Annotated in this window: 19 protein-coding genes; 10 read left to right on the forward strand and 9 right to left on the reverse strand. The window is 74.3% G+C overall.

Going from position 1 to position 21149, the window contains the following annotated elements; genetic code table 11:
- Positions 1-7: 7 nt before the first annotated feature.
- Complete coding sequence (gene asnB, locus DMP17_RS20165; RefSeq protein ID WP_337830302.1) at positions 8-1621, reverse strand: asparagine synthase (glutamine-hydrolyzing); 1614 nt, start codon at positions 1619-1621, stop codon at positions 8-10.
- Positions 1622-1882: 261 nt separating this feature from the next.
- Here asnB and DMP17_RS20170 point away from each other — a divergent pair, with 261 nt between their 5' ends.
- The 3 genes from DMP17_RS20170 (at position 1883) to mihF (ending at position 4407) form a co-directional block, all read left to right on the forward strand.
- Complete coding sequence (locus tag DMP17_RS20170; protein ID WP_226355579.1) at positions 1883-3313, forward strand: NAD(P)/FAD-dependent oxidoreductase; 1431 nt, start codon at positions 1883-1885, stop codon at positions 3311-3313.
- A 91-nt stretch (positions 3314-3404) separates the two neighbouring features.
- Positions 3405-3848 carry an ester cyclase gene (locus tag DMP17_RS20175; protein WP_226355578.1) on the forward strand — a complete coding sequence of 148 codons (444 nt, stop codon included), beginning with the start codon at positions 3405-3407 and terminating at the stop codon, positions 3846-3848.
- 247 nt (positions 3849-4095) lie between these two features.
- Positions 4096-4407 carry an integration host factor, actinobacterial type gene (gene mihF, locus DMP17_RS20180; RefSeq protein ID WP_020621796.1) on the forward strand — a complete coding sequence of 104 codons (312 nt, stop codon included), beginning with the start codon at positions 4096-4098 and terminating at the stop codon, positions 4405-4407.
- Between the two features lie 70 nt (positions 4408-4477).
- Here mihF and DMP17_RS20185 read toward each other — a convergent pair whose 3' ends face one another.
- From DMP17_RS20185 to DMP17_RS20200, 4 genes are read right to left on the reverse strand one after another with little or no spacing between them, the layout of a single operon-like run.
- Positions 4478-5464 (reverse strand): glycine betaine ABC transporter substrate-binding protein, encoded by a 987-nt coding sequence (locus tag DMP17_RS20185; RefSeq protein ID WP_226366808.1) that lies wholly within the window; start codon positions 5462-5464, stop codon positions 4478-4480.
- Position 5465: 1 nt separating this feature from the next.
- Positions 5466-6260: an ABC transporter permease gene (locus tag DMP17_RS20190; RefSeq protein WP_073575474.1), complete on the reverse strand. Its 795-nt coding sequence runs from the start codon at positions 6258-6260 to the stop codon at positions 5466-5468.
- On the reverse strand, positions 6257-7393 hold the full coding sequence (locus tag DMP17_RS20195) for an ABC transporter ATP-binding protein (RefSeq protein WP_226356664.1): 1137 nt from the start codon (positions 7391-7393) through the stop codon (positions 6257-6259). Before DMP17_RS20195 ends, DMP17_RS20190 begins: the two co-directional genes overlap by 4 nt.
- Before the next feature lie 4 nt (positions 7394-7397).
- Entirely contained in the window at positions 7398-8045 is a 648-nt protein-coding gene (locus DMP17_RS20200) for an ABC transporter permease (RefSeq protein WP_226355575.1), read from the reverse strand.
- Positions 8046-8128: 83 nt separating this feature from the next.
- Here DMP17_RS20200 and DMP17_RS20205 point away from each other — a divergent pair, with 83 nt between their 5' ends.
- Complete coding sequence (locus DMP17_RS20205) at positions 8129-9121, forward strand: alpha/beta fold hydrolase (RefSeq protein ID WP_337830303.1); 993 nt, start codon at positions 8129-8131, stop codon at positions 9119-9121.
- On the opposite strand, the gene DMP17_RS20210 is transcribed toward DMP17_RS20205, so the two are convergent.
- On the reverse strand, positions 9103-9801 hold the full coding sequence (locus DMP17_RS20210; protein WP_226355573.1) for a response regulator: 699 nt from the start codon (positions 9799-9801) through the stop codon (positions 9103-9105). The genes DMP17_RS20205 and DMP17_RS20210 overlap by 19 nt on opposite strands.
- Positions 9798-11426 carry a sensor histidine kinase gene (locus DMP17_RS20215; RefSeq protein WP_337830304.1) on the reverse strand — a complete coding sequence of 543 codons (1629 nt, stop codon included), beginning with the start codon at positions 11424-11426 and terminating at the stop codon, positions 9798-9800. Before DMP17_RS20215 ends, DMP17_RS20210 begins: the two co-directional genes overlap by 4 nt.
- Positions 11427-11570: 144 nt before the next feature.
- Between DMP17_RS20215 and DMP17_RS20220 the strand changes: the two genes are divergently transcribed.
- The 6 genes from DMP17_RS20220 (at position 11571) to DMP17_RS20245 (ending at position 18358) form a co-directional block, all read left to right on the forward strand.
- Complete coding sequence (locus DMP17_RS20220) at positions 11571-12605, forward strand: Bug family tripartite tricarboxylate transporter substrate binding protein (protein ID WP_226355571.1); 1035 nt, start codon at positions 11571-11573, stop codon at positions 12603-12605.
- 234 nt (positions 12606-12839) lie between these two features.
- Entirely contained in the window at positions 12840-13802 is a 963-nt protein-coding gene (locus DMP17_RS20225; RefSeq protein ID WP_337830305.1) for a Bug family tripartite tricarboxylate transporter substrate binding protein, read from the forward strand.
- The gene (locus DMP17_RS20230; protein WP_337830306.1) at positions 13799-14341 is read left to right on the forward strand and encodes a tripartite tricarboxylate transporter TctB family protein; all 543 of its coding nucleotides are present in this window, start codon (positions 13799-13801) and stop codon (positions 14339-14341) included. Before DMP17_RS20225 ends, DMP17_RS20230 begins: the two co-directional genes overlap by 4 nt.
- The gene (locus tag DMP17_RS20235) at positions 14341-15849 is read left to right on the forward strand and encodes a tripartite tricarboxylate transporter permease (RefSeq protein WP_337830307.1); all 1509 of its coding nucleotides are present in this window, start codon (positions 14341-14343) and stop codon (positions 15847-15849) included. The genes DMP17_RS20230 and DMP17_RS20235 overlap by 1 nt, the downstream gene beginning before the upstream one ends.
- A 148-nt stretch (positions 15850-15997) precedes the next feature.
- Positions 15998-16372 (forward strand): hypothetical protein, encoded by a 375-nt coding sequence (locus DMP17_RS20240; RefSeq protein ID WP_337830308.1) that lies wholly within the window; start codon positions 15998-16000, stop codon positions 16370-16372.
- 15 nt (positions 16373-16387) lie between these two features.
- Positions 16388-18358, forward strand: coding sequence for an amino acid transporter (locus DMP17_RS20245; protein ID WP_337830309.1), 1971 nt, complete (start codon positions 16388-16390; stop codon positions 18356-18358).
- On the opposite strand, the gene DMP17_RS20250 is transcribed toward DMP17_RS20245, so the two are convergent.
- On the reverse strand, positions 18355-19941 hold the full coding sequence (locus DMP17_RS20250; RefSeq protein ID WP_337830310.1) for an AMP-binding protein: 1587 nt from the start codon (positions 19939-19941) through the stop codon (positions 18355-18357). The two genes, DMP17_RS20245 and DMP17_RS20250, sit on opposite strands and share 4 nt — an antisense overlap.
- On the reverse strand, positions 19941-21092 hold the full coding sequence (locus DMP17_RS20255; RefSeq protein ID WP_226355564.1) for an acyl-CoA dehydrogenase family protein: 1152 nt from the start codon (positions 21090-21092) through the stop codon (positions 19941-19943). Before DMP17_RS20255 ends, DMP17_RS20250 begins: the two co-directional genes overlap by 1 nt.
- Positions 21093-21149 lie beyond the last annotated feature (57 nt).

Consider the following 21149-nt stretch of genomic DNA (forward strand, 5'->3'; position numbering starts at 1 on the left):
CTGCGGCTCAGGCCGTCGCGAACGCCCCGAGCACGTGGTCCGGCCGGATCCCGTCGAAGTGGGTGCGCCAGATCCCGTGGTAGAGGACCTCCTCCTCGCTGCGCAGCGGCCAGGAGTCGGACGGGTGCTCGGGCACCCCGTCGGTCACCCCGGCGTCGGCCGCGGCGGCGGCCTTGCGGGCGGCCAGCTCGGCGAGCACGGTGCCGGCACCGGAGCCGTCGCCGAACTGCTCCTTGCCGCGCCACAGCAGGTCCTCGGGCAGCCAGCCCTCGAACGCCTCGCGCAGGATCGCCTTCTCGGGGCGGCCGTCCGGGCACTGCTTCCACTCCGGCGGCAGCGCCAGCGCGGCCCGGACCAGGCCGGAGTCGAGGAACGGCTCGCGGGCCTCCAGCCCGAAGTACATGGTGGTGCGGTCGCAGCGCTGCAGGTTGAGGTGGTGCAGCTGCTCCAGCGAGCGGACCAGCTCGGCCTGCAGGGTGTCCGGGTCGGCGTACTCGGGTCCGTGGATGTAGGAGTAGCCGGCGAACAGCTCGTCGGCGCCCTCCCCGGTGAGCACGACCTTGACCTTCTTCGCCGCCTCGCGGGCGAGGATCAGGTTAGGCACCGCGCTGCGGACCAGGGCCGGGTCGTAGTGCTCGATCACCTCGACGGCGTGGTCGAGGGCCTCGGCGATGTCCTCGGGGGTCACCAGGATCTCGTGGTGGTCCGACCCGATGTGCGCGGCGACCTTGCGGGCCGCGATCAGGTCACCGGACTCCGCGGTCCCGACGGCGAAGGTGGGCAGCTGCTCGCCGCGGGCCCGGGCCTCCTGCGCGGCGATGGCCGCGACCAGCGCCGAGTCCAGGCCACCGGACAGGAACACGCCGACACCGACGTCGGACATCATCCGGCGGCGGACAGCGGACACCACGGCCTCGCGCACCCGGGACAGGTCCGCGTCGTCCCAGCCGGGGCGGATCGCGCGACGCGCCGGGCGGACCTCGACCGGCACGGCGTCGGCGAACCGCACCAGCCCCGATGACGGGCTCCACAGACAGCCGGGCGGGAACGAACGCACGTACGGGCGGTCCTCGGGGTCGAACGCGCGGAGCTCGCTGGCGAACAGCACCGTCTCCGAGGGGTCCGGCGCGGTGTACGGGACGTCGTCGCCACCGGTCTCGGTCGGCGGCACCCAGTACAGCGGCTTCACGCCGAACGGGTCCCGGGCGACGAGCCCGGCGCCGTCGGTGCGCCCCATGGCGACGGCGAACATGCCGTTGAGGGAGGCGACCGCGGCCTGGCCGTCCCACATCACCGCGTGCAGCGCGGCCTCGGTGTCGGACTTGGTGCGCACCGTGCCGTCCGGGAACGCCTTGGCGATGCGCTCGTGGTTGTAGATCTCGCCGTTGCCGACGATCCACGCGGTGCGGGCGGCGTCGGACATCGGCTGGTGCCCGCCGCTGACGTCCATGATCGACAGGCGCTGGTGGCCGAGCCAGGTGTTCCCCACGACCTGCACGCCGGTGTCGTCGGGCCCGCGGTGCGCCACCCGGGCGAGCATCCGCTCGTACTTCCCGGGGTCGGCGGGCTCACCGCCCGGCCACGCCGTGGGTCCACCGAACGCCGCCACGATCCCGCACATGGGCCCCATCGTCGCACGGTCGTGCGAACCCGCATCCGGCTTCCGCTCCCCCACCGTGTGAGTTCGGACTCTGAAAGGCGTTTCCGGAGCGATCCGAATTGCCCCGGCGGCCGTGGGTTCGTACGGTCGGAGACCGGCCAGGACGGCCGCCGTCCACCGCCGACACCAGGACTCAGGGTCCGGAGGCGGGGACCGACACCGGCCATCGAGCAGGTGCGCGGTGACGCCGCGCCAGGACCGACCGACAAGGGGCGGACTCAGGTGAGCACGGCAGAGCACGACGAGCGGCAGGGCCGGCACAAGGTCGTGATCGTCGGCGGAGGGTTCGGCGGTGTGCAGGCCGCCAAGGCGCTCAAGGGCGCCGATGTCGACGTGACGATCGTCGACCGCACGAACCACCACCTCTTCCAGCCGCTGCTCTACCAGGTGGCGACGGGCATCCTGTCCCCCGGCCTGATCGCCCCGGCCCTGCGCCGGGTGCTGAAGAAGCAGAGCAACGTACGCACCCTGCTCGCCGAGGTCGGCGACATCGACCTCGAGGCCAAGGTCGTCCACGCGGCCGCGCCGGACGGGCAGCGGATCGTGCTGCCCTACGACACCCTCGTCGTCGCCGCGGGCGCCACGCACGCCTACTTCGGGCACCCGGAGTGGGCCGAGCACGCGCCCGGCATGAAGTCGATCGAGGACGCCCGGCTGCTGCGCTCGCGCATCCTGGGTGCCTACGAGCTCGCCGAGGTCGCGACGACCGAGGAGGAGAAGCAGGCGTGGATGACCTTCGTGGTCGTCGGCGCCGGCCCCACCGGCGTCGAGCTCGCCGGTCAGCTCGCCGAGCTGGCGCAGTACGTGCTGCCGCGTGAGTACCGGTCGATCGACACCCGCTCCGCGAAGATCATCCTGCTCGACGCGGCGCCGGCGGTGCTTCCGCCGTTCGCGAAGAAGCTGCAGAACTACACGCGCAAGACGCTGGAGAAGAAGGGCGTCGAGGTCCGCCTGAACACCATGGCGACCGGGATGGACGCCGACTCCATCACGGTGAAGGGCCCGAACGGCGAGGAGCGCATCACCGCCCGCACCAAGGTGTGGGCCGCGGGCGTCCAGGCGTCGCCGCTGGGTGAGCTGCTGGCGAAGGCCTCCGGCGGTGAGGTGGACCGCGCGGGCCGTCTCACCGTCGACCCGGACTGCAGCCTGCCGGACCGCCGCGACGTGTTCGCGATCGGCGACATGGTCTCCACCATCGACCGGCTGCCCGGCGTCGCGCAGGTCGCGATGCAGCAGGGCACCTACGTCGGCAAGCTGATCAAGGCGCGGGCGAAGGGCGACGACACCACCCCGGCCCCGTTCAAGTACTTCGACAAGGGCTCGATGGCCACCATCGGCGCCCGCGAGGCCGTCGCCGACGTCCGCGGCATCAAGCTCACCGGCTGGCTCGGGTACTTCATCTGGTGCTACGTGCACGTGATGTTCCTGATCGGCTGGGGCAACCGCTTCGGCACGCTCTACAACTGGCTGCGGTCGCTGCGCTACGCCCGCTTCCGCGGGCACCGGCTGATCAGCGTCACCGCCTCCTACGACAAGGCGGTCGACCCGGAGAAGCCGCTGGGCGAGAAGACCGACGAGCGCGCCGAGCTGGACCCGCGGGTCTCGCCCGGCACGCCGCCCGCGCCCGAGGAGCGACCGGCCGCCACGGCCTGAGTCGGCCACGCACCACGACCGACGCCCGGGGGCATGTGCCCCCGGGCGTCGTCGCGTGCGCGGGTGGGCCGGGGCGTGGCACCGTGATCGGGTGACCCCGGCGATGCAGGTCCTGATGCGCGACATCGCACGGCTCTGGGACACCGCGGCCGACGCGCTCTACGACGCGGGCGACCCCGGTCCGGCGACGGCGGCGCTGGCCACCGATGTGAGCTGGACCGAGCTGCCGACCGGCGCCGGGGGCCACGGCCGGGACGCGGTCGCCGCGCACCTGGCCGCCGTCGCCGCGGCCCGGCCGTCCGGGCTGACCCGGACCCGGGTGTCGCGCACCGTCGACGTCCGCCGGGTGGTCGACGAGGTCCGCGTCGGCTTCACCCACGACCGGGAGCTGCCGTGGCTGCTGCCCGGGATCGCCCCCACCGGGCGCGCGGCGGAGGTGCTGGCGGTGCAGCTGGTGCGGGTGCGGCAGGGCCGGATCGACGAGGTCCGGACCCTCTGGGACGTCGCGGGACTGCGCTCCGTGCTCGACGGGTGAGCCCATCGTCACCGCTTTCGCGTTTTCATGCCGCTGACCTGCGGCAACAGTCCCGACCCCGCGTCGTGCGACGGGCGGTCGCCCGGGTGCGGTGAGCAGCGCCACGGACGGCCCCGAACAGGGCCGACACGCCCTGAAGAGGGGGTTCCCGCAGGTCGTGGCGATGTCTCTGCCAGTCTGTACCGCGATCGGAGATGGCAGTCCACCCCGGTGAGCGGGGTGCGTGAACCGAGAGGAGTTGTCAGCGATGGCTCTGCCCACCCTGACCCCGGAGCAGCGCGCCGAGGCGCTCAAGAAGGCGGCTGCGGCCCGTACCGCCCGCAAGGAGCTCCGCGACAAGATCGCCAGCGGCGAGGAGACCATCCCCGCGGTGCTGGGTCGCGCGAAGACCGACCAGATCGTCGGGAAGACCAAGGTCGCGGACCTGCTCAAGAGCGTCCCGGGCTGGGGCCCGGCGAAGGTCTCCAAGGTGATGGAGGAGGCCGGCATCGACGTGTCGCGCCGTGCCGCCGGCCTCGGCGACCGTCAGCGCGCCGCGCTGATCGAGAAGGTCGGCTGACCTTCCCCCAGCGCCTCGCGACGGCCCGGTACGCACACTGTGCGGACCGGGCCGTCGCGCGTTCTGCGGGTCAGGCCCCGATGAGGCCGTGGCCGGCGAGGAACTGCTGGGCGACCGACGTGGCGCTGCGGCCCTCCAGGTCGACCAGCCCGTTGAGCTCGATCATCACCTCGACGGTGAGCAGCTCGCCCAGCGTCGCGGCCAGCGTCCGCAGCGGCGGGTACCGGTCCACGGTCTCCGCCCGGCAGGTCAGCGCGGCCAGCTGGGTGGTGAAGAAGTTCCGGTCGTCGGCCAGCACGACGAGGTCGAGCGAGCGGATCCGCGCGTCGGTCGTGAACACCTCCGCGAGGTCGCACGGGCTGGACCGGGCGACGTTGACGAAGTTCAGCGCGAAGTCGTTCTGGTAGGTCTGCGCGGCCGGGAACGTGATGCCGTAGGCGGCCTGCATGTCGGCGAACTCGCGGTCGAGGAACTCCGCGGCCCCGCAGAACGTCGCCCGGGACTCGTCGGCGGCGAAGTAGGGCCCCAGGTCGGACAGCGTCCGGACCTCACCGAGCGGGCCGTCGGCGTCGCCGCGGCGGGCGACGGCGTACTGGTTGCCGAAGCGGGCGGGCCCGAGCCAGGCGACGTCGTTGCGCTCGAGGTCCTGGGCGGCGACGGCGTCGTAGAGCGCCCGCTCACCGGGGATGGTCGTGTCGTTGCCCAGGAACAGCGTCCAGCCGGTGCCGGCGTACTCCCAGTAGACGTCGACGTCGCCCTGTTCCAGGGCCGCACGGACGATCGTGGAGCCGGACAGGCCGGTCCGGTCGACGGTGCGGGCCCCGCAGGCCTGCAGCGCGAGCAGGGTGATCGCGCCGAGCACCCGCTGCTCGGTGAACTCCTTCGAGCCGACGGCCAGCTCGGCGCCGGACAGGTCGACGTCGCGGGCCAGGGACCCGCCGCGCAGCTGCTGCGGCGACGGGCCGGCGACGGCGGCCGCGGCGCCGCAGCCCGAGACGAGCGCCGCGACCCCGGCGAGCAGGCCGGGCAGCGCGCGGCGCGGGAAACGGGTGGTCATCTCAGAGCCCCTTCGGGTGCAGGACGTCCTCGGCGAGGCCCGCCAGCCAGTCGATGAGCAGCGCGAGCGCCGCGACCAGCACGCTGCCGGTGACCAGGACGAGGGTGCGGTTGGACGCCAGACCGTTGGAGATGATGTCGCCCAGCCCGCCGGCGCCGATGAACGTCGCGAGCGCGACGGTGCCGGTGGTGATCGTCAGCGTGGTCCGGACGCCGGCCAGGATCACCGGCACCGCGAGCGGCAGCTCGACGGAGAACAGCACGCCGCGGCGCGTCATGCCCATCCCGCGTGCCGCCTCGATCACCGAGCGGTCGACCTGCTCCAGCCCGGCGATCGTGTTCCGGACGATCGGCAGGATCCCGTGGAGCACGAAGGCGAGCACCGCGATCACGGTGACCGGCAGGGTCAGGAACGCCACCGCGAACAGCACGATGAGACCGATCGACGGGATCGCCTGGCTGATGTTGGCCACGGTCAGCACCGGCCCGGCGAAGCGACGGGTGGCCTCCCGGGTCAGCAGCACGCCCAGCGGCACCGCGATCACCAGCACCAGCACCGACACGACGGCGGTCAGCCAGACGTGCTGCCAGGTGCGGCTCGCGATGTAGGCGGCGTCGAGGCTGCGCGCCTCGATCGAGTCGAGCTCGCGGGAGGACACGACCAGGTACAGCGTCGTCAGCGCGACGACGACCACGAGCGGCCGGGCGAGCAGCGCCGCCCACCGCCGGGCCGGGCGGGCGGTCCCGTCCGGCCGCGGCCCGGTCGTCGCGCCCGGGCGGGCGGCGGTGACGGTCATCGGGCGACGCTCCGGGTGTCCTGGCCGGCCGGGGCCGCGCCCGCGGGCCGGTGCACGGTCGCGAGGATCGTGTCGAGGTCGAGCACGCCGCGGTGCACGCCGTCGCCGTCGACGACGGCCACGGCGTTCGCGTTGCCGGCGAGCATCGCGTCGAGCGCGGTGTGCAGGGTGTCGTCCGGGCCGATCCGGGTGACGACGGGCAGCCCGTGGTCGAGCACGTCACCCGAGGCGTCGCGGGGCAGCCAGCCCAGGGGGCGGCGGTCGTCGTCGAGGAGCAGCACGAACTCGTGCTCCCCCGCGTGCAGTGCGGCGAGACGCTCCTCGCGGGTCGTGCCGCGCCCGACCGTCGGCCGGACGGGCACGTCGACCTCGCCGACCCGGGTCAGGGTGAGCCGCTTGATCGTGGCACCCGCCCCGACGAAGTCGGCGACGAACTCGCTCGCGGGCTCGGTCAGCAGCTTCTCGGGGGTGTCGAACTGCTCCACCCCGGAGCCCGCGTCGAACACCGCGATCCGGTCGCCCATCTTCACGGCCTCGTCGATGTCGTGGGTGACGAACACGATCGTCGTGCCGAGCTCGGCCTGAATGCGCAGCAGCTCGTTCTGCAGGGTCTCGCGGGTCAGCGGGTCGATCGCGCCGAACGGCTCGTCCATCAGCATCACCTCGGGGCCCGCCCCGAGTGCGCGGGCCACGCCGACGCGCTGCTGCTGGCCACCGGAGAGCTGCTTGGGGAAGCGGCCGCGGAACTCGTCCGGGTCGAGCCCGACCAGGGTGAGCAGCTCGTCGACGCGCTCGGCGGTGCGGCGGCGGTCCCAGCCGAGCATCTTCGGCACGGTCGCGACGTTCTCGGCGACGGTGCGGTGCGGGAACAGCCCGGTCTGCTGGATGGCGTAGCCGATCCGGCGGCGCAGCTGGTCCGGGTCGACGGAGGTGACGTCGTCGCCGTCGAGCAGGATCCGGCCCGAGGTCGGCTCGATCAGCCGGTTGATGAGCTTCATCGTGGTCGTCTTGCCGCAGCCCGACGGGCCGAGGAACACGACGAGCTCGCCGCGCGGCACCTCCAGGTCCAGGCGGTCGACGGCGGGCCGCTCCTGCCCCGGGTAGCGCTTGGTGAGCTGTTCCAGCCGGATCATCGGCTCAGGCACGGATTCCCCTCGAGGTGGTCAGGCGGGTGAGCAGGGCGATCGCGGCGTCGAACAGGACCGCCAGCACGACGATCCCGGCGATGCCCTGCACGGTCAGGTAGATCGCGAACGGGGTGCCCGCGCTGGACAGGCCGGACAGGATCAGGTTGCCCAGCCCCGGCCCGTTGACGGCCGCGGAGATCGCGGCGATGCCCAGCAGCAGCTGCGCGGCGACCCGGACCCCGGCGAGCACCACCGGCCAGGCCAGCGGCAGCTCGATGCCCAGCAGCAGCCGGGTGCGGTCCATCCCGACGCCGCGGGCGGACTCGGTGACCGCCGGGTCGACCGCGCGGAGCCCGACGATCGCGTTGCGGACCACCGGCAGCAGGCCGTAGAGCATCAGCGCGACGACCGCGGGGCCCCACCCGAGCCCGAGCAGCGGGATCAGCAGCCCGAACAGCGCGTAGGACGGCACCGTCATGATCAGCGACGACCCGTTGACGGCGGCGGCCCGGCCGAGGTCGGTCCGGTAGGTGGCGACGGCGAGCGGCACGCCCACCACCACCGCGAGTGCCAGCCCCACCACGACGAGCGCGGCGTGCTCGAGGGTGTACCCGAGCACCTCGCCCCAGTTCGTGGAGAGATACTCCCAGAAGCCCATGACCGGCATTCTCTACGCACACCGGACCAACCCCCCACCCGGTCGGCGGAGGCGGACCGTCACCGGTCTGGCAGCCTGCGCATGTGGAGATCGCCGGCACCGTACGCGAGGTCGAGACCGAGCCGGGCGTGACCCTCTGGGTGCAGGACCTGCCCGCACACCGGCCGACTCCGGCGGCGCCGGTGCTGCTGGTGAACGGGGCGGGCTCGGCGGGGTACGGCTGGCCGGACGCGCTGGTCGAGGTGCTGCGCGAGCGGCACCGGGTGGTCCGCTACGACCATCGCGACACCGGCCGCTCGACCCACGCGTTCGAGGACCGGCCCTACGCCGTCGCCGACCTGGCGACCGACGCGCTCGCGGTGCTCGACGGCTGCGGGATCGACCGGGCGCACCTGGTCGGGATGTCGCTGGGCGGGACGCTGGTCCAGCTGCTCGCGCTCGACGCGCCGCACCGCATGGTCAGCGCGACGCTGCTGTGCACCGCAGCGCTCGACACCGGCGACGCCGACCTGCCCGGCCCGACCCGGGACGTGCAGCGGATGTGGCAGGAGCTGGGCGACCCGCGCGACGAGGCCGGGGAGCTGGCCTGGCGGGTCGAGTACTGGCGACGCGTCTCCGGCGGGGTGCTGCCGTTCGACACCGCGGAGTTCGCCGCGCGCGAGCGGCGGATCATGGACCACACCGGGCGGGTCGAGCCGTGCACCGCGCACGCCCAGGCCGACCTCGACGGGCTGGACCGCGGCGCCGAGCTGGGCTCGGTCACGGTGCCGACGCTCGTCGTCGAGGCGCCGGAGGACCCGGTGCACCCGCCGCCGCACGCGGACCACCTGGCGGCGCGGATCGGGGCGGCCGCGCAGCTCGTCACGGTGGACGGGATGGGGCACGCCCTGCCGGACCTGCTGTGCGAGCCGATCGCGGCGGTGCTGCTGGAGCACGCCGCCGAGGCCGAGGAGGCAGAGGCCGACCCGGTGGCACCGCAGGCGGAGGCGGACCCGGCGGCTCCGCGGGCGGAGGCCGATCCGGCGGCTCCGCGGGCGGAGGCGCTGCGGGGCGCCGGTCAGCCGACCCAGCGGTAGCGGCGCTCCGGGCGGCCGGTGCCGCCGTAGCGCAGCCGTACGGTGACCTGCCCGGTCGACACGAAGTGCTCCAGGTAGCGGCGTGCGCTGACCCGGGACAGCCGGGTGGCCTCGGCGCACTCGGTCGCCGACAGGTCCGCCTCCGCGTCGGTCCCCGAGTGCTCGCGCAGGGTGCCCGCGACGAGCTCCGCGGTCGGGGTGGTCAGCCCCTTCGGCATCCGTTCGGGGCCGCCGGGGGTGCGGGCCGGGGCGGCACCGGTGCCGCCGAAGAGCCGGTCGATGTCGGACTGGTCGCGGACCCGGTCCAGGTCGCGCCGGATCCGCGTCGCCCGGTGCACCTGGGCGGCGAGCGCGGCGGAGTCGAACGGCTTGACCAGGTAGTGCAGCGCACCGCCGTGCAGGGCGGCGGCGACCGTGTCGGAGTCGTCGGCGGCGGTCACGACCAGCACGAACGGGTCGTCGGCGGCGCCGGTGCGCAGCCGCGTCAGCACCTCCAGGCCGGACATGTCGGGGAGGTAGACGTCGAGCAGCACCAGCTCCGGGCGGAGCCGGGCGGCGGCGTCGAGGGCGTCGGCGCCGTTGTGCGCGACGCCGACCACGGTGCAGCCCTCGATCCGCTCCACGTAGCCGGAGTGGACCTTCGCGACCATGAAGTCGTCGTCGACGACCAGGACCCTCACACCCGCACCCCCGTCGGCGCCACCGGCAGCACCGCCTCGAACACTGCACCGACCCGGCCCGCCGGTGCCGGCCGCACCGCGATGGTGCCACCCCGGCGCAGGCACGCCTGCCGGGCCAGGGCCAGGCCGAGCCCGCGGCCGCCGATCTCGGCGGCCTTGGTCGAGTAGCCGGCCCGGAACACCTCCTCGGCCAGCTCGGAGGCGATCCCGGGGCCGGAGTCGCGGACCTCGACCCAGACCTCGTCGCCGTCGGTGTCGCCGCCGCCGGCGAGCCCGATCTCGATCCGGCGCGGGCCGTCCCGCCCGGCGGTCGCGTCGATCGCGTTGTCGATCAGGTTGCCGAGCACGGTCACGAGGTCGGCGGACAGGTCCGGGTCGTGGTCGGGGTCGGTCGGGTCGAGCCGGGACTCCGGGTCCAGGGCCAGCTCGACGCCGCGCTCGGCGGCCTGGCTGTTCTTCGCGACGAGCAGCGCGGCCGTCGCCGGGTCGCCGACGCTGGCGGTGACCTCGCGGCGCCACCCCTCCGAGGCGGCGACGATCCCGGCGACGAACCGGCGCACCTCGTCGTGCTCGCCGAGCTCGGTGAGCCCGGCGATGGTGTGCAGCCGGTTGGAGAACTCGTGGGCCTGGGCGCGCAGGGTGTCGGTGACGGTGTGCGAGGCGTCGAGCCGGTGCTGCAGGGTGGTGAGCTCGGTGCGGTCCCGCAGGGTGACCACGGCGCCCACGTCGCGGCCGTCGACGCGGACCGGGCGGCGGTTGAGCACCAGGGCCCGGGTGTCGCGCAGCACGAGCTGGTCCTCGCCGTCGGCGGCACCGGTGAGGACCTCGCGGAGCCGGTCGTCGAGGCCGAGGTCGGCGACGGCGTCGCCCTCGCGGGCGCCGGGCAGCTCCAGGAGCTCGCGGGCGACCAGGTTGAGCAGGGTGATCCGGTCCGCGGTGTCCAGCCCGACCACGCCCTCCTTGATCCCGAGCAGCATCGCCTCGCGGCGCTGCACCAGCTCGACGATCTCGTCGGGCTCCAGGCCGAGGGTCTGGCGGCGGATTCGCCGCGCGAGCAGCAGCGACCCGAGGACGCCGACGCCGAGCGCCAGCCCCAGGAGCGCGCCGGTCTCCGCGCGGGCCCCGGCGAGGGACTCCCACAGCGACGGCGCGCGGATCCCGGCCGACACCAGCCCGGCGACGGCGCCGCGGTCGTCGATCACCGGCACCTGGGCGACGACGGTGCGCCCGTCGGGGTTACCGACCCAGGCCCGGCCCTGCGGCGCGGTGCTGGCGCCGGGGTCGAAGCGCTGCCGGACCCGGGACGGGTCCGGTGAGGTGCGCACGACCATCCCGGCGTCGACGATCTCGATCTCGTCGGCCCCGGACAGGTTCTCCGCGCTGCGGGCGAACGACGGCAGCAGGTCGTAGCGCCGGGTCTGCAACGCCTCGCGGACGGTCGGCACGGACGCGACGTCCTCGGCGACCGACAGCATCCGGCGCCCCTGGGTCTCGCGGAACGACTCCGAGGACTGCACGGCGGCCAGCGCCGCGACCGCGGCGAGCAGCACGACCACGACCACCAGCTGCCAGACGAGGAACTGGCGGGCCAGCGGTCCACCCGTACCCCCGGCGCGCCGTCGCATGCGCCCAGCGTAGGACGCGCGGCGACGGCGGCGGCCACGCGAGGCGGTGGGACCACGACGCGTCGCGCGGCTCACCCTCGGTGGACCGGCCCGGCCGCGGACGCGCAGACTCACCGGCGGCGGCACGGCGACGGGCGGGTGGGCATGGCGGGGACGGTGACGCGGCCCGGCGGGCCACCGGTCGCCCGCCGCGCCCGCCGGGGTCCGGTCGTCGCGCTGGTCGCGGTGCTCGTGCTGGCCCTCGCCGCGGTCGTCGTCCCGATCGTGCTGACCGACGGGCCGCGGCCGTTGTCCGACCTGCGCATCCTGGTCCCCAACCCACCCGGCGGCGGCTACGACGTCACCGCGCGCAGCGCGGCGAAGGTGCTGTCCGACACCGGGATCGCCGGCCCGGTCGAGGTGTTCAACCTGTCCGGTGCCGGCGGGATCGCCGGGCTCGGCCGGGTCGAGGGCGAGGCCGGCAACGGCAGGCTCCTGATGAGCATGGGGCTCGGGATCGTCGGGGCGACCGCGTCCCGGGACACCCCGCTCTCGCTCGCCGACACCACGCCGATCGCGCGGCTGACCGAGGAGTCGGAGATCGTCGTCGTGCCCGCGGACTCGCCCTACCGCGACGTCCGCGCGCTGCTCGACGCCTGGCGCGCCGCCCCCGGCGGGCTCACCGTCGGCGGCGGCTCGACCGTCGGTGGGCCGGACCACCTCGCCACGATGCTGCTCGCCGAGGGCACCGGCATCGCCCCCGCCCGGGTCCGCTACGTGTCCTACGAGGGCGGCGGTCCGCTGCTCGCGGCGGTGCTGCGCGGCGAGGTGGCCTTCGCGGTGTCCGGGGTGGGCGAGTTCGCCGACCAGATCGGGTCCGGGGACCTGCGGGTGCTCGCGGTGACCGCGGGCGAGCGGGTGCCCGGCCTCGACGTGCCGACGCTGCGCGAGTCCGGGGTGGACGTCGAGTTCAGCAACTGGCGCGGGCTGGTCGCGCCGCCCGGTCTGTCCGACGCCGACCGCGCCGCGCTGGCCGACGCCGTCGCCGCGATGCGCGGCACCCCCGAGTGGCGGCAGGTGCTGGCCGCGAACGGGTGGCACGACGCCTGGCTCCCGGGCGCGGACTTCGCCCGGTTCACCGCCTCCGAGAACGAGCGGGTGGAGCACGTCCTGGGTGAGCTGGGCCTGCGGTCGCGCTGACCCCGTCCGGCGCGACCGAAACGACCACAACGACCGTTGTGGCCGTTACGGAGACACCGGACGGGTGACTCCGCACACTTCAGCGCGTTCGCTTCGCAACGGTGAGATCGGACGCACATGCCCCAGTCGACGGCTCCTCCGCAGTCGCAGGAACCGCCCTCGCAGCACCGGCCCACGCCGGACGACCCCGCGCCGCCCGTGCCGCGGCCCCGGGTCGGACCTCTCCTCGGCACGGTGGTGGCCGTCCTGGCCGCGCTGCTCCTCGTCCCGCCCGCGGTGGGCGCGATCGGCGGCGGCGGCGACGGCACCCAGCTCCGCGGACTGCGGATGCTGGTCCCGAACGCCCCCGGCGGCGGCTACGACGTCACCGCCCGCAGTGCGGCAAAGGCCATGGAGGACGCCGGGCTGACCGGGTCGGTCGAGGTCTTCAACCTGCCCGGTGCGGGCGGCACGGTCGGGCTCGGCCGGACCGTCAACGAGGCCGGCGACGACCGGCTCGTGATGAGCATGGGCCTGGGCGTGGTCGGCAGCGTGTACTCCAACGACTCGCCGGTCACGCTCGAGCAGACCACGCCGATCGCGCGGCTCACCGAGGAGACCGAGATCGTCGTCGTCCCCGGTGACTCGCCCTACCGGAACCTCGGCGACCTGCTGGCCGCCTGGCGGGCGGCCCCGGGGAAGACCCCGGTCGGCGGCGGCTCCTCCCCCGGTGGCCCGGACCACCTGGCCCCGATGCTGATGGCCGAGGGCGCCGGCGTGGACCCGCGCGCGGTCAACTACATCTCCTACGACGGCGGCGGCGAGCTGCTCGCCTCGGTCCTCGGCGGCAAGGTCGCGTTCGGGGTGTCCGGGCTCGGCGAGTTCGCCGACCAGATCGCCTCCGGTGACCTGCGGGTGCTCGCGGTGACCGCGGGCGAGCGGATCCCGGGCCTCGACGCGCCGACGCTGCGCGAGTCCGGCATCGACGTCGAGTTCACCAACTGGCGCGGCGTCGTCGCGCCGCCGGGGCTGGACCCCGAGGGCGTCGCCGAGCTGGAGCGCGCCTACGCCGAGCTGCACGCGACGCCGGAGTGGCGCGAGGTGCTGGCACGCAACGGCTGGCAGGACGCGTACCTGCCGGGGCCGGAGTTCGGCCGGTTCCTGGCCGACGAGGACGCCCGCGTCGAGCGGGTACTGACCGGGCTGGGGCTGACGTGACGACCATCGGGGACACCGGGAACACCGGGAACACCGGGACCGCTCGCTCCTGGTGGAAGGAGCACTCGGAGCTGGGTGTGTCGGTGCTGCTGGCCCTCACCGGCCTGCTGGTGCTCGGCGACACCCTCGCCGAGGGCGGCGGCGGCAGCGCGTCCGACCCGCTCGGACCGCGCACCGTCGCGTTCGTGCTCGGCGCGGCGCTGCTGGTGCTGGCGGCGCTGCTGACCGTCGACGTCCTGCGCGGCGGCCGCGGCGAGGCCGAGGGCGGCGAGGACGTCGACCTCGACGTGCCGATGGACCTGCGCACGGTCGGGATGCTGGCCGGGGTGATCGTCGCGACGGCGGCGCTCATCCCGCTCGCCGGCTGGCCGATCGCCGGGACCGTCCTGTTCGCCGGCGCCACCTACGCGCTCGGCTCGCGCGCGGTGCTCCGCGACCTCGGCATCGCCGCCGGGGTCTCGCTGCTGACCTGGGTGCTGTTCGACGCGGTCCTCGGCGTCGACCTGCCGGGCGGCCCGCTGATGGGGGTGTTCGGCTGATGGGCACGTTCGACCTGCTCATGAACGGGTTCGCGCACGCGCTGACCCCGCAGAACCTGCTGTTCGCCGCGTTCGGGGTGCTGCTCGGCACCGCGATCGGCGTGCTGCCGGGCATCGGCCCGGCGATGGCGGTGGCACTGCTGCTGCCGGTGACCTACGCGTTCGACCCGACCGGTGCGTTCATCATGTTCGCCGGCATCTACTTCGGGGCGATGTTCGGCGGGTCGACGACGTCGATCCTGCTCAACACCCCGGGCGAGTCCGCCTCGGTGATGGCGGCCATCGAGGGCAACCCGATGGCGAAGTCCGGGCGCGGCGCCCAGGCGCTCGCCACCGCCGCGATCGGGCACTTCATCGGCGGCATCGTCGGCGTGACCGGGCTGGTCCTGGTCGCCCCGCTGATCGCCTCGGTGGCCGTCGACATCGGCGCCCCGGACTACTTCGCGATCATGGTTCTGGCCTTCGTCGCCGTCAGCGGCGTGCTGGGTGCCTCGCGGGTCCGCGGGTTCGCCGCGCTCGCCCTGGGCCTCACGATCGGCCTGGTCGGGCTCGACCCGATCTCCGGGCAGCCGCGGCTCACCTTCGGGGTGCCGCAGCTGGCCGACGGCATCGACGTCATCATCGTCGCGGTCGGGCTGTTCGCGATCGGCGAGGCGCTGTGGGTGGCCGCCCACCTGCGACGACGCAAGCAGGAGGTCATCCCGGTCGGCCGTCCGTGGCTGGGCCGCGAGGACCTCAAGCGGACCTGGAAGCCGTGGCTGCGCGGCCCGTTCATCGGGTTCGGCTTCGGCTCGATCCCGGCCGGCGGCGCCGAGATGTCGACCTTCATGGCGTACGTGACCGAGCGGAGGCTCTCGAAGCACCCGGAGCAGTTCGGGAAGGGCGCCATCGAGGGCGTCGCCGGGCCGGAGTCCGCGGCCAGCGCGTCGTCGGCGGGGACGCTGGCGACGATGCTGACCCTCGGCCTGCCGACGACGGCGATCGCCGCCGTCATGCTCGCCGCGTTCCAGCAGTTCGGCATCCAGCCCGGCCCGCTGCTGTTCCAGAAGGAGCCGGACCTGGTCTGGACGCTCATCGCGAGCCTGTTCATCGGCCTGGTCATGCTGCTGGTGCTGAACCTGCCGCTGGCCCCGGCCTGGGCGAAGCTGCTGCGGATCCCGCGGCCGTACCTCTACGCGGGCATCCTGTTCTTCGCCTGCGTCGGCGCCTACGCGGTCTCCGGCCAGCCGGTCGACCTGCTGGTGCTGCTCGCGATCGGCGGCATCGGGTTCCTGATGCGCCGGTTCGGGCTGCCGGTGCTGCCGGCGATCATCGGCGTCATCCTCGGTCCGGACGCGGAACTGCAGCTGCGCCGCGCCCTGCAGATCGCCGACGGCGACGTCACCACGCTGGTCTCCACCCCGCTCGCGATCGTCGTGTACTCGCTGATCGCGATCCTGCTGGTCGCCCCGGTCGTGCTCCGCGCGGTCCGCGCCCAGCGCGGTGACCGGGAGTCCGAGACGGTCTGACCCGGCCGGCACCCCGACACGCCCCGCGGCCGCACCGACCGCGGGGCGTCGTCGTGCGCGCGGTGATCCGTGCGCCGCGCGCGTCCGGACGCACGCGCGGCACGGATCACCGCGCGCGCAGCGGATCACGTCACGGCAGGATCGGGTCATGGGGTTCGACGCCGCCCGCGCGCTCGCCGAGACGCTGCTGGCCCACCAGCGCCCGGAGCTGTGGGAGCGCGCGCAGCGGGCGGCGATCGCGGCCCGCACCGCCGCCGAGGACGGCGGGCACGACCGGGACCTGCTGATGACGGCCGCGGTGCTGCACCCCATCGGGCACTCGCCGGTCGCCCGCCGGACCGGGGACCCGCAGCGCGACGCCGCCCGGTTCCTCGAGGTCCGCGGCTACGACGCGCGGGTCGTCGAGCTCGTCGCCGGGCGCGGCCCGCTCGCCGGTGCGCTGCGCGCCTGCACCGACGCGGCCACCATCACCCCGTCGGATACGGACGATCCGCCCGGAGGAGCGGCGCCGACCGTGTCGTAGCGCAATCCTGGGCCGGTGGCGATCACCGAGACCCCGCGGCGGGTCCGCAACCGGGTGGGCTCCTGGCTCCTGCAGGACGCGCACCGCCCCGACCGGCAGGGCCCGCACGCCCGGCCCGAACCGGAGCACCCACGCCACGCCTGGTGGAAGGTCATGTGCCTGACCGGCGTCGACTACTTCTCGACGCTGGGCTACCAGCCGGGGATCGCGGCGCTCGCCGCCGGCGTGCTCTCCCCCGTCGCCACCCTCGTCCTGGTGGCGGTGACGCTGCTGGGCGCGCTGCCGGTCTACCGCCGCGTCGCCCGGGAGAGCCCGCACGGCGAGGGCTCCATCGCGATGCTGGAACGGCTGCTGCCCGGGTGGCGCGGGAAGGTGTTCGTCCTGGTCCTGCTCGGGTTCGCGGCCACCGACTTCCTCATCACGATGACGCTGTCCGCGGCCGATGCGACCGCGCACCTGGTGCAGAACCCGCTGGCCCCCGCGGCCCTGCAGGGGCAGAACGTGCTGATCACGCTGCTGCTGCTCGCGCTGCTCGGCGGGGTGTTCCTCGCCGGGTTCTCCGAGGCCATCCGGATCGCGGTCGCGCTGGTCGCGGTCTACCTGGTGCTCAACGCCGTCGTCGTGGTGGACGGGCTGGTCCGGATCGTCGCGGCGCCGCACGTCGTCGCGGGCTGGTCGGCGCTGCTCGTGTCCCGCCACCCGGACCCGCTGCTCATGGTGGGGGTCGCGCTGATCGTGTTCCCGAAGCTGGCGCTGGGCCTGTCCGGGTTCGAGACCGGGGTGTCGGTGATGCCGCTGGTGCGCGGCCGCGACGGTGACACCGAGGACCGCCCGGAGGGCCGGATCGCGGGCACCCGGCGGCTGCTCACCGTCGCCGCGCTGGTCATGAGCACCTTCCTGGTGACCTCCAGCGTCGTGACCGTGCTGCTGATCCCCGAGCCGGAGTTCGCCCCCGGCGGGCAGGCGAACGGGCGGGCGCTGGCGTTCCTGGCCCACCGCGACCTGGGGAACGTCTTCGGCACCGTCTACGACCTGTCCACGATCGCGATCCTGTGGTTCGCCGGGGCCTCGGCGATGGCGGGCCTGCTCAACCTGGTGCCGCGGTTCCTGCCCCGCTACGGGATGGCGCCGTCCTGGGCGCGGGCGGCGCGGCCGCTCGTCCTGGTCGTGATGGTGGTCGCGTTCGCGGTCACCCTGCTGTTCGACGCCGACGTCGACGCCCAGGGCGGGGCCTACGCCACCGGCGTGCTGGTGCTGATGACCTCCGCGGCGGTCGCCGTCGCGCTGTCGGTGCGGCGCACCGGGAGCCGCCCGGCCGTCGTCGCGTTCGCGCTGATCGCGCTCGTGTTCGTCTACACGACGGTGGCGAACGTCGTCGAGCGGCCGGAGGGCGTGAAGATCGCCGCCTGTTTCATCGCCGGGATCCTGGTGGTGTCGCTGCTGTCGCGCACCCTGCGCGCGTTCGAGCTGCGCATCACCGACGTCACCCTCGACGACACCGCCCGCGGGTTCCTCGACGAGTGCTCCGGCTCCGGCAGGCCGCTGCGCCTGGTCGCGCACGAGCCCCGCCCCGGCGAGCGGGACAGCGTCGCCCGCGACGAGGAGTACCGGGAGAAGCTGGCCGAGGAGACCGAGGACCACCACATCCCCGACCCCGGCCGCGTGGTGCTGGTCGAGGTCACCGTCACCGACCCGTCGGAGTTCGAGTCGGGCATCGCCGTGCGCGGGGAGCGCCGCGGCCCGTACCGGGTGCTGACGACGTCGGCGCCGTCGGTCCCGAACGCGATCGCCGCGCTGCTGCTGCACCTGCGCGACGTCGGCGACCGCGCCCCGCACATCTACTTCGACTGGACCGAGGGCAACCCGGTGCGCCACTTCGGCCGGTACCTGTTCACCGGCGTCGGCGAGGTCGCCCCGATCACCCGGGAGATCCTCCGGGAGGCCGAGCCCGACGTGGCCCGGCGCCCCGTGGTGCACGTCGGCTAGGGCGGCCCGTAGTGGCCGGCGTGGGTCTCGCGGACGACGTTCTTGCGGATCTTCCCGGTCGAGGTGCGCGGCAGCTCGTCGGCGACGATCACCGCCTTCGGGACCTTGTAGGGGTCGAGGTGCCCGCGCAGCGCGGCCAGCAGCGCGTCCGGGTCGACCGTCGCGCCGGGCCGGGGCACGACCACCGCGGTGATCGCCTCGCTCCACCGCTCGTGCGGCAGCCCGACCACGACCGCCTCCGCGACGTCCGGGGCGGCCGCGTAGACGGCCCGCTCGACCTCCAGCGAGGCCACGTTCTCGCCTCCCGTCTTGATCACGTCCTTGACCCGGTCGGCGAACCACAGCACGCCGTCCTCGCCGAGCCGGCCGACGTCGCCGGAGTGGAACCAGCCGTACCGGAACGCCTCGGCGGTCGCGGCGTCGTCGTCGAGGTAGCCGTTCATGGTGGACGGGCCGCGGTAGACGATCTCGCCCTCCTCCCCCGGGCCGAGCAGGGTCCCGCCGGAGTCCATGACCGCGACCCGGACCCCGGTGATCGGGGTGCCGACCGCACCGATGTGGGTCAGCTGGTGCTCGGGCTGGAACAGGGTGGTGCACGGGCTCATCTCGGTCTGCCCGAACAGCAGCGCGAAGTCGCAGCCGAAGCCGTCCAGGCAGGCCCGGATCAGCGGCTCGGGCATCGGCGCCATCGCGTACACCGCGCGCCGCAGCGACGACAGGTCCCGACCGGCGAACGACGGGTGCTCCAGCGCCGCCCGGTACATCATCGGCAGCCCGAACACCTGGGTGATCCGCTCGCGCTCGACGGTGTCGAGGAACGCGGCGGGCTCGAACCCCCGGGCGAGGTGGATCGTCGCCCCGACCAGCACCGCCGGGGTGCAGAACGCGTTGAGCTGCGCGGTGTGGAACATCGGCATCATCGCCAGGAAGCGGTCCGCCGCCGACCAGCCCGAGTCCAGCGCCGCGGAGAACGACTCCAGGGTGACCGCCAGGTGCGAGGTGACGACGCCCTTCGGGAACGACGTCGTCCCCGAGGTGTACAGGTAGGACAGCGGGTCCCGGTCCTCGACCAGCACCTCGACCGGCCCGGCGCCGTCCCCTCCCCCGGCCTCGACGTCGGCCAACGGGACCCCGGCACCGGCCACCCCGCCGGTGCCGGGCGCGACGAACACCTCGGTCACCGCGGGCACCTGCTCCCAGGCGGGCGCGAGCGCCGCGACCAGCTGCGCCTCGACGACGATCCCGCGGGCCCGGGAGTGGCCCAGGACGTAGGCGACCTCGTCCGGACGCCAGCCCAGGTTCACCGGCACGCAGACCAGGCCGAGGCGGGCGCAGGCGTAGTAGACGGCGAGGAACTCGGCGCTGTTGCCCGAGGCCAGCGCGAGCGCGTCGCCGCGGGTCCAGCCGCGCACGGCGAGCCCACGGGCCAGCCGGTCCACCCAGGCGTCCAGCTCGGCGTAGGTCCAGGACCGCTCCCCGTCGACGACGGCGGTCCGCCCCGGCCGGGCGGCCGCGCTGCGGCCGAGCGCGTCGGCGACGTTGACCCGCCCGATCAGGTTCCGGTCGAGCTCGCCGGCACCCATCAGTACGACCTCGGCAGCCCGAGCCCGTGCTGGGCGACGTGGTTGAGGATCATCTCGCGGTTCACCGGCGCGACCTGCATGAGCCGGGCCATCCCCCAGTACGGGATCAGCCCGTACTCGCTGGCCAGACCGTTGCCGCCGTGGGTCTGCATGGCCGCCTCGACGGCGTGCGTCGCCGCCTCGGCCGCCGCGTACTTGGCCATGTTGGACTCCTCGCCCGCGGGCATCCCGCGGTCGTGCAGCCAGGCGGCCTTGCGGGTCATCAGCGCCGCGAGCTCGGTCTCGATCCGGGCCCGCGCCAGCGGGTGCGAGACGCCCTGGTGGGCGCCGATCGGGGTGTCCCAGACCTGCCGGGTGCGGGCGTAGTCGGCCGCCTTGGCCAGCGCGAACCGGGCGATGCCGACGCCGAGCGCGGCGCCGGTGATCCGCTCGGGGTTGAGGCCGCGGAAGACCTGGCGGAACCCGTCGCCCTCGGCGCCGACCAGGTTGCCCGCCGGGACGCGGACGTCGTCGAAGTGCAGGACGTGCTGCTTGTCCGGGGCGATGAGGTCCACCGGCAGCGGGGTGCGGGTCAGCCCGGGCGAGTCGACCGGCACGACGAACAGGCTCAGGCGCGCCTTCCCGTCCGGCGCCTTCCCGGTCCGCGCGACGACCAGGACGGCCTCGGCGTCGTCGGTGCCGGAGATGTAGTGCTTGGTGCCGGTGAGCACCCAGTCGTCGCCGTCGCGGTCGGCGCGGGTCGCCATCCGGTGGGTGTTGGAGCCCGCCTCCGGCTCGGTGATCGCGAAGACGACCTTGGTCGAGCCGTCGGCGAGCCCCGGCAGCCAGCGACGGCGCAGCTCCTCGGAGCCGAACTCCCCGATCACCTCGGCCGAGATCGCCGCGGACACCAGCACCAGCAGCAGCGGGGCGCCCTGCGCCGCGGCCTCCTCGCAGACGATGGACAGCTCCACGAGCCCGCCGCCACCGCCGCCGTGCTCCTCGGCGACGTTGACGCCCAGGAACCCGGCCTGCCCCATCGCCTTCCACAGCTCGTGGGTGTGCCTGCCCTCCCGGGCGCACCGCAGGTAGTACTCGCTGCCGTAGGAGGCCGCGATGGCGGCGACGGCCGCCCGCAGATCGCGTTCCTCGTCGGTCTCGGTGAAGTCCACGCCGACTCCCTAGTGATCCGTTGTTCACTTGTGGCGGACCGTACCGCGCGGATGCGA

The sequence above is a fragment of the Pseudonocardia sp. TMWB2A genome, from assembly GCF_017312135.1.